This is a genomic window from Olsenella sp. KH3B4 (genome assembly GCA_900111695.1).
Taxonomy (GTDB): Bacteria; Actinomycetota; Coriobacteriia; order Coriobacteriales; family Atopobiaceae; genus Tractidigestivibacter.
Genome location: FOHD01000005.1, coordinates 21,160 through 37,447 on the forward strand (window position 1 = coordinate 21,160; position 16,288 = coordinate 37,447).

The window sequence follows — 16,288 nt, forward strand, 5'->3', positions numbered from 1 at the left end:
CTGATTTTTAAATTCTAACGTGATTATTGTAGGGTTTGTTCATATTTTCTTCATATTTATGGCTATCTAACGTCTTCTTGATGGGCAACGCACTTAGAATGCAGACACATGGAGTTCAGAATCCTCGGAAGGAGATAGTAGTGAGGGTCGAGAAACAAGTTTCTGACACGAGCTTCGCGGTGAACAACGATGTCGTCATCCATCTGCTGCTGATATTCATGGGTGTATGTATTCTGGTCGCAGCATTCCTCGCGGCAACGCAAGATTTGCCCTTCGCGCCTAACCCGATTCTCATGAGGTACACCACGGGCTATCTGGGCATACCGTTTGCAATTCTCTTCATCGCATACAACGTCCACAGAATCGTGAATCGACACAATGCCATCCTCATTGATGAAAACGGCGTGACCGACCACACGACATCGTTCTCTGCGGGATTCATCGCTTGGGATGACATCAAGGAGGTCTACCTTCTCCGCCTTCACGACGATGACTACATGTGCGTGGTCCCTGCCGATTTCGACACCTGGTATGCAACGCTCAACAAGCGTCAGCAGCGCCTCGCCAAGGCGAACATGGACGCGGGCTTTGCGCCCATTCGAATCCAGTTCAAGAAGGTAACCGAGAAGGTCAAGTCAAAAGAGGGCGTTGCCTTTTGCAAGAAGATTCAGCCTAAAAAGGTCTCACGTGTCAGAAAGCCAAAATACTAATGCAGGAAGCTCTTCTTAAGGTTCTATCGTTTGCCATCGTTATCTGCATAGGCATCGTCTTCTCCAAACTTGGTTCTCTCGGTGACGGTGCGGGACGGCTCATTTCCAAGGTCGTGTTCAACCTCACTCTGCCCTGCGCCATCGTAAGTGCCTTTGGATCTGCCGAGTTTCACGCAGAGCTACTTGGGCTAGTGGCTCTTGGTCTAGCAGTAACCGTCCTCCAGTTCTTCCTGTCCCTTTTTATCTATCGGTCCTTGGACAAGAAGGAGCTCACATATCAGCTCTCAAACGTCACTGGTTACAACATTGGGTGCTTCGCGCTCGCGTTTATCCAAGAGTTCTTTCCTCCGTCGGCAGTTATTGCAGCATGCCTCTTTGATGCGGGAAACGCACTCATGGGAACCGGGGGGACCCTTGCGCTGATAAAGACCTTAGTTCTTGGTGAAGAACACCAGGACAAGTGCAAAGTCTTCGCAAAGACACTATTCTCTTCTGCCGCCTTTGACGCTTATGTGATACTCATCATCCTGGGAATACTTGGTATCAAGATTCCAGGCGAAATCATTCAGCTCATCTCACCCATGGCAAATGCGAACGCCTTTCTCTCCATGCTTATGATTGGCCTCATGTTCAAGCCATGCGCTGATTCCGCCGGACGGCGAGAGCTCAATAGACTCCTCACCTGGCGCTATGCATGTGCCGTGCTACTATCATTTTCAGTCTTTCCGCTCCTGCCCATAGGCGATGAGGTTCGCGCTGTCCTTACGATTTTGGCGTGGGCACCCATGCCTTCCACCGGGCCGGTGTATACGCTTTGGTGCGGCGGGAACGAGGGATTGGCAAGCATGGCGAACGCAATCAGCGTTCTAGTTGGTATCGTAGCGGTCACGATTATCATTACTTCGACGGGGGCCCTCGGTTGAACATTCTCTGCTTTGGTGAACCCCTCATAAGACTTGCAACCACAGGCTATGAGCGTCTTGAGGACGCCCATAATCTCGAGGTCACCTACGGTGGCGGTGAGACAGTCGTTGCGGCATCTTTGGCGTCCCAGGGAGAAAACGTTGCCTTTGCTTCAAAGGTTTCAGCAAACAGACTGGGCACCAATTCCCTCATGATGCTTGCGCGCTGTGGGGTCGACACCTCGCGCGTACTCAGATCAAACGAGCGCATGGGGCTCTACTACTCCGAACGCGGCCGCTCAATAAGACCTTCTATTGTCACATACGACCGCAGTGGCACAGCCATGGCCATGGCATCCCACACCGATTTCGATTGGGACCGCATGCTCAATGGCGTCGATCTGTTCTTCTTCTCCGGCGTAACTCCGGCCATCTCGGAAGAGATGTACACGGCATGTAAGGAGGGCCTCTACGCATGCCGCGGCCGTGGAATACACGTCGTGTGTGACCTCAACTACCGCAGTACGATGCTGGAGCCAAGCGTTGCCCTAGAGCGCATGCACCAGCTGCTGCCCAACATTGACGAACTCATTGCCTCGGAAGACGATATCCTCTCGATAACAAGCGCAAGCATCTCAAGGGGCGAGACCTTTGACTACTGCCACACCAAGCTCAAGGGACTGTTCCTTGATTATCCACTCCGTGAGGCATGTTTCGTCGTTAGACAGAGCGACCGCTATGACTTTGGCAGCTTCCGAGGCGCACTGATCACCCGCGATGGAGAGTATCTCTCCAAGACCCAGAGGGCTGCAATAACGGACCTCTCGAGTAGCGGAAGCATCTTTGCTGCGAGCATGGTTCACGCACAGTGCTGCAAGTGGGATCCACAGTTCTGCATCGATTACGCAACCATGGCAAGCGCCTACAAGGCAACCGTCGCAGGAGACCTTTGCTTTGCCACCGAGACCGAGCTGGCCAGCCTCCTGGCAGATACCGCCCAGCCCTCAATCCGACAGTAACCCTACCGACACAAATCGGTCCCCACTGCCCCCGAGGTCCTACTCGCTCCTGAGCGCCTCGACCGGGTCTTCGCGCGAAGCCTTTGCCGCCGGAATGAGGCCGGCGATGAAGGTGAGCGCCACGGAGATCGCAATGAGGGCTACCGCCGCCTGGGGCGGGAGCTGCGCGAGGTTCGCCACGTCGAAGTTGCTCTCGATGATCGCGTTTGCGGGAACGAGCAGCGCCAGAGTGATGAGTATGCCCATGGCACCGGCAACGAACCCCTCAATCACGGTCTCGGCATTGAACACCTCGGAGATGTTGTGCTTGCTCGCGCCAATCGAGCGCAGGATGCCGATCTCCTTCTTTCTCTCGAGCACCGAGATGTAGGTGATGATGCCTATCATGATCGACGAGACCACAAGCGAGATGGACACAAACGCAACCAGCATGGCGGTCACCATGTTGAGGATGTCCGAGACCGAGCTCATCATAGCCCCCACCATGTCGGACCAGCTCACGACCTTGCCATCCTCCCCCGCTTCCCGCTGCATGTCGTTGTAGCCGTTGAGAATCGAGATGACGTTGTCCTTGGCCGTGAAGTCCGTGGGATAGATGTCGATCTCGGAGGGCTTCTCGAGATCGGCGTATCCCAGCTTGGAGAGGTTGCTGTCATAGGTCGCGCTTCCGGACCCCATGAGCGAACTCATGATGGCCTTGAGGTCGTCCTCAGTGAGGCTGAACTGGAACGCGCTCGCAAGCTTGGACTCATCCACCTGCATCGCATTTGCCATGTTGCCCATGAAGTTCTGCATGGAGGCGGTGAGCGCACTCTTGAGACCAGCCTCGATCTGGGCGGCTGCCTGTGTCATGACCTGCGTCATCGCCGCCTGCAGGTACTGGCTCACCGCGTTAGTGATCGCCGTGGTGAGAGCGTCCGCGACCTTGTCCTGGTAAAGTCCGAGCACCCTGTTCACAACGTCCTCGCCTACCCCTTCGGGCGTGGTTGCCTCGGAGCCCGTGAGCTTGCCCACGGCGGTTGCCAGCTGCTGCTTGAGGTCATCCGTGTCGATGGCATCCACTACCGCCGCACGGATCTTCTCGCTCACCTCGTTTGAGGCGAGGTAGTCGGAAACGCTCCCCTGTGGGTTCTCCTTCTGCCAGGCTGCCCAGCCCTGCGCGACCTGCGTAAGCGCCTGGGCAAGCCGCTCCTGCCCCCCATCCTTGAACTTTACGCTCACTTCCGAGAGCGCCTCGCGTATCTGTTCCTCCGTGAGATCGGGGAAGAGCTGCTTGAGGTCGTCAGCCGAAAGCTGCGGGATGTCGGCGGTGTCGAGTTGGAGTTCCGAGGGGTCCATCTGGGGCACGGTGATGGACGAGAGGTCCATCGACGACAGGTCGAGGCCGGAGAGATCCAGATTCGACGCGCTCGAGGCAAGCGCAGCGCTATCAAACGAGAAGGCCGACTGGAACTTGGTCCCGTCAACGGTCACAAAGGACGAGAAGTCCAGCTTGCTCGTGTTGCCAGCAGCCTCGTTCTCGAAGGTCTCGCCGGTGAAGACGTCCACGTCGGGATTGGCAATCTGGTCCTGAACGATCTGGGACCCCTTTGCCGCCTCGATGACCTGCTGCGTGAGCGCCTTGGTGTAGTAGATACCCGAGGAGAGCGTATGCGCGCGGTCCCCCTTCTTGGGCTGCACCACGCCCACGATATGGAGCTTGGTGCCGTTCTCGACGAGGGACTTCATGTACTCATCGTCGTCAGAGCGATCTGACCACACGCCCAGGCTGTCCTCGTAGCTGTACATGTCGCTGGCGTTCACGAGCGAGAAGGTCGGCGACATGAGCTGGTCGTAGGTGTAGGTGGCCGAGGTGTCGTCCATTTCGACCGCCTCCCCCGAGACGAACTCGTTCACCATCTTCTCGAGCTCCCCGTGATCTCGCAGGCCCATGTCGTAGGCAAGGAGGTCGAGAAGCTTCCCCTTGGAGTCGAGCACGAGCACCAGCTCGTCCGCCGACTCCGGCCAGCGGCCGGCCTTTACGTTGTATTGGTCCTCGAAGAGAGAGAGCGAGCCAGGAAGCTGGGAGAACACGTTGGTCGACATACCCATGGACGAGGAGCCCGCCGAGCCCATGCCTAGCGACGAGAAGGACGACTCCGGGTTAACCTGTACCGGACCGTTTGTGGTGTCCGCGAGGAAGATCTGTGGCGTGACGTTGTACTGGTAGTCGATGGCCGAGACCTGGCTGTTGATGCCGCCCCCGTTGCCGTCGAGATACTCCTTGAGCGACGCCGTGTCGTTGGTGCCCACGTTTGCGGCCATGTTCGACACCATGGGCGTGGTACCCACCGTGCCGTCAGGGCTGTCGCTGTCGTCACTGGACGAGTCGCTTCTCTCCGCGCTTGCCGAAGAGAGCATCGACGCCATGTCGACGCTCTGCTCGGAGATCTGGACCGGATAGGCCGAGAGGGTCTCCTCCTCAACGTTGTTGATGTAGTTGTTGACGCCGTTGGCGAGCGAGAGGATCGCGGCGATGCCAATGATGCCAATCGAGCCCGCAAAGGCCGTCATGAGCGTGCGGCCCTTCTTGGTCATGAGGTTGTTGAACGAGAGGCCAAGCGCGGTGAGAAACGACATCGAGGTCTTGCGCGTAGGCTTTGCAGGGCGGCGCTCCTCCTCCGGACCTGGCTCGAAGGGGGCGGAGTCGTTCGTGATGTGGCCGTCGCGAAGCTCGACGATGCGCGTGGCGTACTGGCGGGCAAGCTCGGGGTTGTGCGTGACCATCACCACGAGCCGGTCGCGCGAGACCTCCTTCAAGAGGTCCATCACCTGCACGGACGTCACCGAGTCAAGGGCGCCCGTGGGCTCGTCGGCGAGAAGGATCTCGGGGTCGTTGATGAGGGCGCGCGCGATGGCCACACGCTGCATCTGCCCGCCCGAGAGCTGGGCCGGCCGCTTGTCCACGTGGTCTGCCAGGCCCACGTCCGCTAGCGCCTTGAGGGCGCGCTCACGGCGCTCGGACCGAGAGACGCCCGAGAGCGTGAGCGCCAGCTCGACGTTCGCGAGGATGGTCTGGTGCGGGATGAGGTTGTAGCTCTGGAAGACGAAGCCAATCCGGTTGTTGCGGTAGGCGTCCCAGTCGCGGTCGCGAAAGCGCTTCGTGGAGATGCCGTCCACCAGGAGGTCGCCGGAGTCAAAGTGGTCGAGACCACCAACGACGTTGAGCATCGTGGTCTTGCCCGAGCCAGAGGGGCCGAGAACCGCCACGAACTCGGAGTCGAGGAAGGCCACGCTCACGTGGTCGAGCGCGACCTGCGTGAAGTTCCCGGTTACGTACTTCTTTGAGATGTCCCTGAGTTCGAGCATGTGGTTCCTGTCAATCGGTGCGATTCTGGCTCATCCAAGCTTACCCAAGGCGGCCTTCAGGAAACACCCCCGCAAATCGCGCAAAGAATATCGCCATTTCTTAAAAACTGCTCGCGTTTGCGCAGGTCGGCAGCCTCACGCTTAAGAAATGGCGATAAACTACGCGCCTAAGGGCGACAGTTGGCAGATCACGAAAGCCCCCGGCTGTCGACAATCGGCTGCCTTCCCATTGTCGACAGCCGGGAATAAGCGGCAAGCCCCGCAGGCGGCACGACCCTCTCGCCTCCTGCGCCCTTGGGTAGAATTGAGCGTGCAATAGACGCGCCGCGCAACGGCGAGACGAGAGGAACGCAATGTCCAACGAGGATCAGATCAGGCAGGAGATGGACGAGGTTCTCCACGGCCACTCAAAGGCCGCTCAGGGCCCTGCCGGCTTCAAGCAGAACGAGTACACCAAGATCCACCATGTGATTGGGGTCATTTCCGGCAAGGGCGGCGTGGGCAAGTCGTTTGTCTGCGGAAGCCTGGCCATCGAGCTGGCTCGCTCCGGCGCTCGCGTGGGCATCCTGGACGCAGACATCACCGGCCCCTCCATCCCCAAGATGCTGGGCCTTGCAGGCGAGCGTGCCACGGCTGTGAATGAGGTGCTCGTCCCCGCTGTCACCAAGGGCGGCATCGAGGTCATGAGTGCCAATCTCGTACTCGAGAACGAGACCGACCCAATCGTGTGGCGCGGGCCCGTGATTGCCGGCGCTCTCAGGCAGTTCTTCGAGGAGTGCGCCTGGGGAGAGCTTGACTACCTGCTCGTCGACATGCCTCCGGGAACCGGCGACGTGCCCCTCACGGTCTTCCAATCCCTTCCCATCGAGGGCGTCGTGGTGGTCTCCTCCCCGCAGGACCTCGTCCAGATGGTCGTTGGCAAGGCCTTCAACATGGCGTCCATGATGAACGTGCCGGTCCTCGGCCTGGTGGAGAACATGGCCTACGTGGCGTGCCCTCACTGCGGCGAGAAGATCTGGCCATACGGCCCGAGCCACCTCACGCAGACGGCAGACGAGTACGGCATCGACGCGCTGGGCGAGCTGCCCATCGACCCCGCACTTGCCGCTGCCTGCGACCACGGCACCCTCGAGGAGGAGCTTCCCCAGGGATTCCTCCCCAAGGCGGTCGCGGCCGTGGTCTCCACCTGCGAGTTCGATGACGCCAAGGCGTCGTCGGGGGCGGCGGAGTAGTTCATGTCCTCTCGGCCGAGAAGCGCGTCTCGCGCCAGCCGCGCTCCGTCGCGCCAGGCGCGGGAGCGGGAGCTTGTCGCACAGGCACGCGCGGTTAGTCTTCCTTCCCAGGTAGACGTGGCTGTCGTGGGTGGCGGAGCTGCCGGTCTCGCCGCCGCGATAACTGCCGCCGAGGTGGGAGCGCACGTTGTTGTCGTGGAGCGCTCGCTTGAGTGTGGGCGAAGCATCCTCGCCACCGGCGGTGGACGCTGCAACCTGGCAAACACGCGGCTTTCGGCCGAGAGGTACCGGCATCCCGGCTTTGTGTCCGCGGTCTGCGGTGAGCGCTTCCTCGCGGACGTGCTGGGGTTCTTCTCGGCGTCCGGCCTTGCCGTGGCCGAGGAGGAGGGCGGGAGGCTCTATCCCGTGACGCGCGAGGCGTCCTCCGTGCGAGAGGTGCTGGTGGCGCGAGCACTCAGGGCTGGCGTAACGCTCGCGTGCGGACGCGAGGTCACGGCTGTCACCCAAAGTACCAGGGGTTTTGCGCTGGAACTGACTCCTGCGTTCGGGGACGGCGGGAAAGGGCATCTTGGGGCACGCGCGATCGTGATTGCCACGGGAGGCGGCAGCGGGTCCCTAGCTGGATGCCTGGGACTCCCCGTTGTTCCGCCGAGGCCAGTCCTCTGCCCGCTCGCGTGCGAGGGACTCGACTTCCCCGCACTCGACGGGCGTCGCACACGGGTCTCCGCCGCGCTCGTTCGAGGCGGCGAAACGATTGCGAGGGAGGCCGGGGAGCTGCTCTTTAGGCCATACGGAATCTCTGGCATCGTAAGCTTTGACCTCTCGCGCAACGCGCTGCCGGGAGACTGCGTGGTACTCGACCTGCTTCCCGAGGTAGATGCGCATACCGCCCAAGAGCTTGCGATGCGCGGGGGAACCGCAGGGCTTCTCGACGGCTCGGTGGCAGCCCAGCTTAAGCGGCAGGGGGGAACACCCGAGGACGTGGTGAGGCGCGCCAAGTCAGTCAAGCTGCTCGTGAAAGGCACGGCAGACGAGAAGCGCGCCCAGGTCATGGCGGGAGGCATCGACGTGACGGCGCTGGACGTCTCGACGCTCGAATGCCAGGGGGTGCCAGGGACGTTTGCCAGCGGCGAGGCAGTGGACGTCGACGGAGCCTGTGGGGGCTACAACCTTGCCTGGGCGTGGAAGAGCGGAATGGTGGCAGGCCTTTCGGCAGCCCGCCATGCTGGAGGGAAACGGCGTGATTGAGGTATCCGGCATACGCGTGGCACTCTCGAAGCTCGACGGGTCAGACGCACGAGAGCTGACGGTACTGCGTCGGGCTCTCGCACGCCGCCTGCATGTGCAGTCGGACGAGCTGACTCACGTCTCAAGGCGCAAGCGCTCCATCGACGCACGCAAGAAGGGCGATATCCAGCTCATCTTCACGCTGCGTGCGGAGCTTGCAGGCGGAGACGATGCCGAGAAGGCCCTTCTTGAGAGGCTCTCGTCCAGGCGCGAAGCGGGCGGGGTGCGCCAGGTTTCCGCAGCGGAGAAGGGCTTCCCCATGCCTGTGGGGCGAGCGCCTCACGACCAGGGTCCCATCGTCGTTGTGGGCGCCGGGTGCGCCGGCCTCTTCTGCGCGCTCTCGCTCGCGCGGGCCGGTCTGGAGCCGCTCCTCGTCGAGCGCGGTGACGACGCCGCGCGAAGGTCGCGGGTGGTACGCGCTCACAACGAGACCGGCAGGCTCGACCCCGAGAGCAACATCCAGTTTGGAGTCGGCGGAGCCGGGACCTTCTCCGATGGAAAGCTGCAGACTGGTACGAAGAGCCCGTTCCACAGGCTGGTGCTCAAGACCTTTGCGGAGGCCGGGGCCCAGCGGCGCATCCTCTGGGACGCCAAGCCACACATCGGTAGCGACGTCCTCCCCGACGTCGTCACTCACATCGTTGAGATGATCGAGGAAGCGGGCGGCACCGTTCGCTGCCGCTGCCGCTTGGTCGACCTCCACGTGAGCGAGGGACGCGTTCGTGCGGTGACGCTGCGCTCCGAGGATCCGGAGACCGGCATCGTCACCGAGGAGCGCGTGCCCTGCTCGAGGGTGGTGCTCGCCTGTGGCCATTCTGCCAGGGACGTCTTCGAGCTGCTCCGCGACCGCTCGGTTCCCATGGAGCGAAAGACCTTTGCGATGGGCGTGCGCATCGAGCACCTCCAGGCAGACATCGACCACGCGCTCTACGGACCATCCGCCGGCAGTCCTGCCCTGGGCGCCGCCCCGTACAGCCTCGCCGTGCACCTCCCCTCGGGACGCTCGGCATTCTCGTTCTGCATGTGCCCCGGAGGCTACGTGGTCTCGGCAGCGAGCGAGCAGGGCGGGGTCGTGACCAACGGCATGAGCTATTCGGACCGCGCCGGCGAGAACGCTAACTCCGGGCTTCTCGCCAACGTGTTCCCGGAAGACCTCCCCGGAGACGACGTCCTTGCGGGCGTCGACCTGCAGCGCTCGTGCGAGCAGGCGGCGTTCGAGGCGGGCGGTGGCGCGTTTGTCGCACCGGCGCAGCTTGTTGGGGATTTCCTGCACGGCAGGCCCTCCTCTGCGGTCGGCGGGATTCAACCCACCTATCCACGTGGCGTAGCATGGGGAGACGTCTCCCGCTGCCTTCCCCCATACATCACGGAGACCATCCGCGCCGCCATCCCCGAGATGGGACGCAAGCTCCATGGGTTTGACCGGACAGACGCCGTTCTTACGGGCGTCGAGACCAGATCAAGCTCGCCCGTACGCGTGACTCGCGGAAACGACCTGCAGAGCGTTGGCGTTCGTGGGCTCTGGCCCGTTGGCGAGGGTGCCGGCTACGCAGGCGGCATCATGAGCGCCGCCGCCGATGGTCTGCGCGTGGCAGAGGCCGTTGTGGCGGACGTCTCCGACGAGTTGCGCAAGTAGAGCTAAGGGCGCCGGGCGCCGCCAAGTTCTGGGTTAGCGTTGGCGAAACGTCACCGACCTGTTGAGGACAAACTGCATGAGCCCTCCGGTCACGAGGGCAACGAGCTTTGCCACGAACGGCACCGAGAAGGGCACCGCAGCATGCGTGGTAAGGGCAGCAATGACCAGCTCCTGCACGCACATGCCGCAGAGCCCCACGCAGATGAAGACCACATAGCGACGCGCCGGCCTATCCGTCACGTGGAAGGTATGCTTGCGGTTGAGGAAGAAGCTCAGCGTAAGGCCAACCGCCACGCTCGTCACGTTGGCGACGAGGGGCTCCCATCCAACCCACGTGGTGAGCGCGAGAAAGACAAGCATATCGACTGCAGAGCACACGCACCCAAAGAGCGCGTACGAGACGAGCTGTCGAAATGCCTGGCGCATGGCAACGCTATCGCTATTTGTCCCTCACTGCATCGGCAAGGCGCTTGAGTTCCTCGTCCTGGTTCATGCCCGTGAGGAATGCGACGCCGTTGAACACGGGGACGTCGAACTCGCCCTCAGGGCGAACCACGGCGACGTAGGCGTCAGCATCCTTGAGGGCCTCGTCAAGGTCGGCAACCGCGACTGCCTGGACGTCTGCCTCAATTCCCTCGGCAGCAAGCAGCTTCTGGACCTTATAGGCAACGGTCGCAGAGGTTGCGACCCCGGAACCACATGCAACGACGATCTTCGCAGCCATGATGCCTCCCTAATCGATGAACAAACGGACGAACCGTGACGCAATTGTCCTGTCGACTCCCATCATACCGCAGGCAAAGTTCACGTCCTCCGGACGACACGGTTGCCGCAATCGACAAGCCAGCAAGTCAGGCTCTAGTGCTTTCCGCGGTACTTGCGCCTTGTGGCGTGGGCGCTCCCCTTTCTCGCGCCGGCCTTGAGGCGCTTCATGACCTCCTCCTCGCTCGTGCCCTCGAACTGGCTCTTGAGCTCGACGAGCTGGTCGCGGATGCGTGCGGCCTGCTCGTACTCCATGTTCGCCGAGGCGGTTGCCATCTCCTCCTCAAGGGAGGCGATGACGCGCATGACCTCGTCACGTGGCAGCTTGGAGAGTTCGGCGGCCACCGCCTCTGCGGTGGACACCTCGGCGGGAGCACCTTGCTCCTCTGCGCCCTCCCCCGACGCCGTGTAGAAGGCCCCGTCCTTGCGCTGTCGCTTGCCCACGTTGGCCTGGGCCTCGGCGAGAAAGCCGGAGATGTCGTTTATCGCCTTGCGAACCGTTTTTGGTTCGATGTGGTGCTCCTCGTTGAACTTCTCCTGGATGGCGCGTCGGCGGCGCGTCTCGTCGATTGCCTCGCGCATTGAGTCCGTGACCTCGTCGGCGTACATGATGACCTCGCCAGAGACGTTTCGCGCAGCTCGTCCCATGGTCTGGATGAGCGACCGGCGGTTCCGGAGGAAGCCCTCCTTGTCCGCGTCCAAGATAGCAACGAGCGAGACCTCGGGGATGTCGAGACCCTCGCGCAGGAGGTTGATGCCCACGAGCACGTCAATCTTGCCCTCGCGCAGGTCTCGAATGATGTCCACGCGATCGAGCGTGGCGGTGTCCGAGTGCATGTAGTTGACGCGGAAGCCCTCGTCCAGGAGGTGATCGGTGAGGTCTTCGGCCATGCGCTTGGTGAGCGTGGTCACAAGCACGCGCTCATGCCTGCCCACCCTCTCTCGAATCTCAGAGATGAGGTCGTCGATCTGGCCGTGAACGGGACGCACCTCGATCTTGGGGTCGAGAAGGCCCGTAGGACGGATGATCTGCTCAACCTCCTGCTGCGTCACAGACTCCTCGTAGTCTCCCGGCGTTGCCGAGACGTAGATGAACTGGGGAATGCGTGCTTCGAACTCGTCGAAGCGTAGCGGCCTGTTGTCCAACGCCGAGGGAAGGCGGAAGCCGTGCTCCACAAGCGTCACCTTGCGCGAGCGGTCCCCCTCGTGCATGCCTCGAATCTGAGGTACCGTCACGTGGCTCTCGTCAATGATGCAGAGCATGTCCTTGGGGAAGTAGTCAATGAGGGTATAGGGCGGCTCGCCTGGAGCGCGGCCGTCAAGGTGGCGCGAGTAGTTCTCGATGCCATTGCAGTAGCCCATGTTCTCAAGCATCTCGAGGTCGTACGCGGTGCGCTGGGAAAGCCTCTCCGCCTCCAGCAGCATGTTGTTGGCCTTGAGCTCGGCCACGCGCTGCTCGAGCTCCTCCGAGATGGTCTTGAGTGCATGGGTAATCTTCGGGCGCTCGGTCACGTAGTGGGATGCCGGCCAGATGGGGATGGCGTCATACTCGCGCACGACCTCGCCCGTCATGTTGTCCACTTCGGCGATCTGCTCGACCTCGTCCCCGAAGAACGAGATGCGCAGGGGGTTCTCGGCATAGGGAGGGAACACGTCGACGGTATCCCCGCGAACGCGGAAGGTGCCGCGTTGGAGGTCGTAGTCGTTTCTGTCGTACTGGATGTCAATGAGGTTCTTGATGAGGTCATCTCGCTCGAGAGGAACCTCCTTGTCCACGTTGGGTGCAAGGCCGGCGTAGTCCTGGGGGCTGCCGATGCCGTATATGCACGAGACGGACGCCACCACGATCACGTCGCGGCGCGAGAGCAGGCTCGAGGTTGCCTGGTGACGGAGCTTCTCGACTTCTTCGTTGATCGAGGCGTCCTTCTCGATGTATGTGTCGCTCTGGGGGACGTAGGCCTCTGGCTGGTAGTAGTCGTAGTAGCTCACGAAGTAGACCACGGCATTGTTTGGGAAGATCTCGCGCATCTCGCTTGCCACCTGCGCGGCAAGCGTCTTGTTTGGTTCCATGATGAGCGTGGGACGCTGTACTGCCTCTATGGTCTTGGCCATGGTGAACGTCTTGCCGGAGCCAGTCACGCCCATGAGCGTCTGGTAGCGCAGGCCCGCTTCTACGCCATGCGCGAGCTTCTCGATGGCCTGTGGTTGGTCTCCGGCAGGCTCGAAGGGCGAGACGACCTTGAGCGGCGTTCCCGCGCGCTCGACGCCAAAGCGCTTGAGCTCGCCACCAAAACGCTCACCCGTGTTCTGAGACACCGCCATGGCCCTGCTCCTTTCCTCGGAACTCGAGTATAGCAGAACGCTTGTTCTAATTCTAGGTCCCGCACTTGTTTTCTCGGAGGCTCGGTCATGCTCGGGGGCGGCTCCACCAAGCCTACTGGTCGACCAGGAGACCATTCGGGTAGCTGTCCCGATAGCCCTGGTAGGCCTCGCTGACACGACGCAGATACTCACGCGTCTCGGAGTAGGTAATGTTGTCGGCAAGCTCGCCGGGCTGGGCAAGCCACTCCTCGACCTTCCCCATACCCGCGTTGTAGGCGGCGATCACCTGGTCTGTCGAAGAGAGGTTCTTCCCGAGAAATGCCAGGTAAGCAGTGCCGTATTCGATGTTTGTCGCAGGATCGAGGAGGTTTTCCGGATCGTAGGTGCCAGAGTCGACAAGGCCCATGCGCGCAAGCTCGGAGGACGTCTGCGGCATCACCTGCATGAGGCCAAGCGCGCCCGCAGAGGACTGCGCGTTCTCGTCCCAGTCTGACTCACACTTGATCACGGCCGCGACCAGCAGCGGATCTACGCCATGGCGCTCGGCGGAGTCCTGGATGTCGTTCGCATGGCTCACGGGATAGAGCGCCTTTCGCGCAAGCGTGGTAGGTGTTGCCGCGAGAATGGCACACGCAATGAGCACCGCGCCGACGAGCACCAGCGGGACCACGCGATACCAGCGCCAGAAGCTCTGACCGCGCCTGCGGCCGCGCCTCCTGCGAGGCTTTGCTCCCCTGCCACGCCGGGAACGCGCGCTCATCGGCACGCTCCCTCGTTGGGGGATTCGGCCTTCGCACAGCGCTTCCAGCCTGCGTTCTCACGAACCGTCCACCACGCATGGACCTGGTCTGCGAGGTCCTTCTCGCCACGGGCATTGTCGAACACGGTGTCCGCGTGAGAGCGCAGGTACTCGTCGGAGGGCTGCAGGGCCACTCGGCGATCGAAGTCTGCCGGATCCATGCCGCGACCCTGCGCGCGCACGCGTCGCACGTCGAGCGGGGTCACGACGCAGAGCACCTCGTCAACCTGGGAAAGCATGCCCTCGACTCGATCGAGTAGCGGGACCTCAACCACGCAGACGGGAGCATCGCCCGCACGCTCTGCAGCGTCCAGCTCCTTTGCAAGCGCTTCCGAGATGAAGGGCAGCTCAATCGCCTCAAGCCTCGCGCCCCCCTCTGGCGTGGCAAACGCCCTCCTGGCAAGAAGGGCACGGTCCATCTCGCCCGTGTCGGGATCGGCGAGGTCCTTCCCAAAGGCATCGGCGACTGCTGCGGAGCATGCGCTTCTCGGCGAAAGCACGCTGCGCGAGACCTGGTCGAGGTCGATGCGCCTAGCCCCCAGACCCTCCAGGATCCGGGCTACGGTCGACTTGCCCGAGGCAATGCCTCCGGCGAGAAACACCTTGTACACGGGTTGCCTCCTGCTGCGATTGTGCTGCGTTCAAGGGATACTATCATCATCGCACGCGCGACGGCGGGCAAGCCCCCTCGCAACGCAGACGCACGCCGCAAGCGCACAGCCTAGGACTTGACCTCGAACTTCTCATGGCACTTGGGGCAGGTCACGCGAAGCTTGCCCTTGCCACGAGGAACGCGCACCTTCTGCCCGCAGGAGGGACACTTCGCATGCTTGTAGGCACGCAGCTCCTGAGCGGCGCGACCAGGGTTCTGCAGCCACGGCTTCGCGGGGCCAAGGGCCTTGAGGAAGGCTTCGTTCTCATTCATGCGAGCGTAGACGTTCTTGGAGCACATGCGCCAGACCGCGTAGATGACGATTGCCAAGGAGACCCAGCTCAGCCAGCCCGTGCGGGCAAAGAGATTGACTATCGCGAGAATGACCGCCACCCAGACGCAGAGGTTTGCCAGCTCATCCGGCCCGCGACGGCCCCTCATGAACTCCTGCACCTTGCGGTTATAGTCGCCCTGCGCCATGTCTCCCCTATCGTCATTCTCGCCCGTTGCGGGCATGCACCAGCAGAAATGCCAACGCAGACATGTCTACCCAAACCGCAAGGCGACAAACGGCGTGACCGCCTCGCGTGGAGGGCTCATGAAGCCGCGTCGAGACAAAGGCCACACGGCTGCGGACTGGGGCGTGACACTTCTGGCTCCGCGTATTCCGGACAGTTAGGACAGCCTAAACGTCGAGACAGCGCGCCAAGATAAGGACTTCGCGGATTCCGGACGGTTAGAGCTGCCTAAACGTCCGGAATCCGCGTCATTAGCCGAGAAGCTCGCGCCAAGAAACCCGCAGGTGTCCGCCGGCCGAAAAAGTCCGGCGTACCTGTCTAGTGCCCCTTGATCGAGTCAAGGAACTCGCGTGCGCGCGCGGAAGTGGGATGCTCGAAGAACTCGTCGGGCTTGCCCTCCTCGACGATCGCACCATCGGCCATGAAGACCACGCGGTCGCTCACGCGACGGGCGAACCCCATCTCGTGCGTGACCACCACCATGGTCATGCCGCCGCGGGCAAGCTCGACCATGACGTCAAGGACTTCGTTGATCATCTCGGGATCGAGCGCAGAGGTGGGCTCGTCGAAGAGCATCGCCTTGGGATGCATTGCCAAAGACCTCGCGATGGCCACGCGCTGCTGCTGGCCACCGGAAAGCTGCGCGGGCATCTTATCTGCCTGCTCCGCCACGCCAACGCGGCGCAGCAGCTCCAGCCCCTCGGCACGCGCCTTCTCGCGCGGCACGCCGAGCACCTCGACCGGGCCCATGGTCACGTTGTCGATGATCGAACGGTGCGCGAAGAGGTTGAAGGACTGAAACACCATGCCAATCTCGGCGCGCATGGCGGCAAGCTCCTTGCCCTCCTGCGGAAGCGGCTTGCCCTCGATGAGCACCTCGCCTGAGTCGATGGTCTCGAGCCGGTTGATGGTGCGGCAGAGCGTCGACTTGCCCGAGCCGGACGGGCCGATAACCACGACGACCTCACCCTTGCCAACCTTGAGGTTGACGTCCTTGAGGACGTGGAGGCTGCCAAAGTGCTTGTCCACGTGGCGAAGCTCGATGACGGGGGTGCCCTCTGCGGCGATCGCCTCGCCGGTTTGCGTCTGTGTCAACGTAGC

14 protein-coding genes are annotated in these 16,288 nt (G+C 62.0%); 6 read left to right on the forward strand and 8 right to left on the reverse strand.

Annotation, left to right across the window (positions count from 1 at the left end; genetic code table 11):
- The first annotated feature begins 140 nt into the window (after positions 1-140).
- From BMX94_RS05745 to BMX94_RS05750, 3 genes are read left to right on the forward strand one after another with little or no spacing between them, the layout of a single operon-like run.
- A complete protein-coding gene (locus BMX94_RS05745; RefSeq protein ID WP_091004692.1) occupies positions 141-710 on the forward strand; it encodes an STM3941 family protein in 570 nt (189 codons plus the stop codon).
- Positions 710-1,633 (forward strand): AEC family transporter, encoded by a 924-nt coding sequence (locus BMX94_RS10605; protein ID WP_177171347.1) that lies wholly within the window; start codon positions 710-712, stop codon positions 1,631-1,633. The genes BMX94_RS05745 and BMX94_RS10605 overlap by 1 nt, the downstream gene beginning before the upstream one ends.
- Positions 1,630-2,631 (forward strand): sugar kinase, encoded by a 1,002-nt coding sequence (locus BMX94_RS05750; protein WP_177171348.1) that lies wholly within the window; start codon positions 1,630-1,632, stop codon positions 2,629-2,631. The genes BMX94_RS10605 and BMX94_RS05750 overlap by 4 nt, the downstream gene beginning before the upstream one ends.
- A 39-nt stretch (positions 2,632-2,670) precedes the next feature.
- Here the strand turns inward: BMX94_RS05750 and BMX94_RS05755 are convergent, their stop codons facing one another.
- Entirely contained in the window at positions 2,671-5,979 is a 3,309-nt protein-coding gene (locus BMX94_RS05755; protein ID WP_091004696.1) for an ABC transporter ATP-binding protein/permease, read from the reverse strand.
- Positions 5,980-6,332: 353 nt separating this feature from the next.
- On the opposite strand from BMX94_RS05755, the gene BMX94_RS05760 reads away from it, so the two are divergent.
- Genes BMX94_RS05760 through BMX94_RS05770 form a run of 3 tightly spaced genes read left to right on the forward strand, consistent with a single transcriptional unit; the run spans position 6,333 to position 10,134 of the window.
- Complete coding sequence (locus BMX94_RS05760; RefSeq protein WP_091004698.1) at positions 6,333-7,211, forward strand: Mrp/NBP35 family ATP-binding protein; 879 nt, start codon at positions 6,333-6,335, stop codon at positions 7,209-7,211.
- 3 nt (positions 7,212-7,214) lie between these two features.
- Positions 7,215-8,459 (forward strand): aminoacetone oxidase family FAD-binding enzyme, encoded by a 1,245-nt coding sequence (locus BMX94_RS05765; protein WP_091004700.1) that lies wholly within the window; start codon positions 7,215-7,217, stop codon positions 8,457-8,459.
- Positions 8,452-10,134: an NAD(P)/FAD-dependent oxidoreductase gene (locus tag BMX94_RS05770; RefSeq protein WP_091004701.1), complete on the forward strand. Its 1,683-nt coding sequence runs from the start codon at positions 8,452-8,454 to the stop codon at positions 10,132-10,134. Before BMX94_RS05765 ends, BMX94_RS05770 begins: the two co-directional genes overlap by 8 nt.
- 33 nt (positions 10,135-10,167) lie before the next feature.
- On the opposite strand, the gene BMX94_RS05775 is transcribed toward BMX94_RS05770, so the two are convergent.
- The 7 genes from BMX94_RS05775 to BMX94_RS05805 all read right to left on the reverse strand — a co-directional run bounded on the left by BMX94_RS05775 (position 10,168) and on the right by BMX94_RS05805 (position 16,282).
- Positions 10,168-10,560, reverse strand: coding sequence for a GtrA family protein (locus BMX94_RS05775; RefSeq protein WP_091004703.1), 393 nt, complete (start codon positions 10,558-10,560; stop codon positions 10,168-10,170).
- Between the two features lie 13 nt (positions 10,561-10,573).
- On the reverse strand, positions 10,574-10,858 hold the full coding sequence (locus BMX94_RS05780) for a PTS sugar transporter subunit IIB (RefSeq protein ID WP_091004705.1): 285 nt from the start codon (positions 10,856-10,858) through the stop codon (positions 10,574-10,576).
- Between the two features lie 134 nt (positions 10,859-10,992).
- Positions 10,993-13,218 carry an excinuclease ABC subunit UvrB gene (gene uvrB / locus BMX94_RS05785; protein ID WP_091004707.1) on the reverse strand — a complete coding sequence of 742 codons (2,226 nt, stop codon included), beginning with the start codon at positions 13,216-13,218 and terminating at the stop codon, positions 10,993-10,995.
- 112 nt (positions 13,219-13,330) lie between these two features.
- Positions 13,331-13,978 carry a lytic transglycosylase domain-containing protein gene (locus BMX94_RS05790; protein ID WP_091004710.1) on the reverse strand — a complete coding sequence of 216 codons (648 nt, stop codon included), beginning with the start codon at positions 13,976-13,978 and terminating at the stop codon, positions 13,331-13,333.
- Positions 13,975-14,628, reverse strand: a complete 654-nt coding sequence (coaE, locus tag BMX94_RS05795) for a dephospho-CoA kinase (RefSeq protein WP_091004712.1) — start codon at positions 14,626-14,628, stop codon at positions 13,975-13,977. The genes BMX94_RS05790 and coaE overlap by 4 nt, the downstream gene beginning before the upstream one ends.
- 110 nt (positions 14,629-14,738) lie before the next feature.
- A complete protein-coding gene (locus tag BMX94_RS05800) occupies positions 14,739-15,149 on the reverse strand; it encodes a zinc ribbon domain-containing protein (RefSeq protein ID WP_091004714.1) in 411 nt (136 codons plus the stop codon).
- Between the two features lie 356 nt (positions 15,150-15,505).
- Complete coding sequence (locus BMX94_RS05805; protein ID WP_091004716.1) at positions 15,506-16,282, reverse strand: amino acid ABC transporter ATP-binding protein; 777 nt, start codon at positions 16,280-16,282, stop codon at positions 15,506-15,508.
- Positions 16,283-16,288 lie beyond the last annotated feature (6 nt).

What these genes read in the sequence shown, in the direction of transcription:
- BMX94_RS10605 (WP_177171347.1), top strand. Translation starts at nt 710, where the DNA reads ATGCAGGAAGCTCTTCTTAAGGTTCTATCGTTTGCCATCGTTATCTGC.
- BMX94_RS05755 (WP_091004696.1), bottom strand. Translation starts at nt 5,979, where the DNA reads ATGCTCGAACTCAGGGACATCTCAAAGAAGTACGTAACCGGGAACTTC.
- BMX94_RS05760 (WP_091004698.1), top strand. Translation starts at nt 6,333, where the DNA reads ATGTCCAACGAGGATCAGATCAGGCAGGAGATGGACGAGGTTCTCCAC.
- BMX94_RS05765 (WP_091004700.1), top strand. Translation starts at nt 7,215, where the DNA reads ATGTCCTCTCGGCCGAGAAGCGCGTCTCGCGCCAGCCGCGCTCCGTCG.
- BMX94_RS05775 (WP_091004703.1), bottom strand. Translation starts at nt 10,560, where the DNA reads ATGCGCCAGGCATTTCGACAGCTCGTCTCGTACGCGCTCTTTGGGTGC.
- BMX94_RS05780 (WP_091004705.1), bottom strand. Translation starts at nt 10,858, where the DNA reads ATGGCTGCGAAGATCGTCGTTGCATGTGGTTCCGGGGTCGCAACCTCT.
- uvrB (WP_091004707.1), bottom strand. Translation starts at nt 13,218, where the DNA reads ATGGCGGTGTCTCAGAACACGGGTGAGCGTTTTGGTGGCGAGCTCAAG.
- BMX94_RS05790 (WP_091004710.1), bottom strand. Translation starts at nt 13,978, where the DNA reads ATGAGCGCGCGTTCCCGGCGTGGCAGGGGAGCAAAGCCTCGCAGGAGG.
- BMX94_RS05800 (WP_091004714.1), bottom strand. Translation starts at nt 15,149, where the DNA reads ATGGCGCAGGGCGACTATAACCGCAAGGTGCAGGAGTTCATGAGGGGC.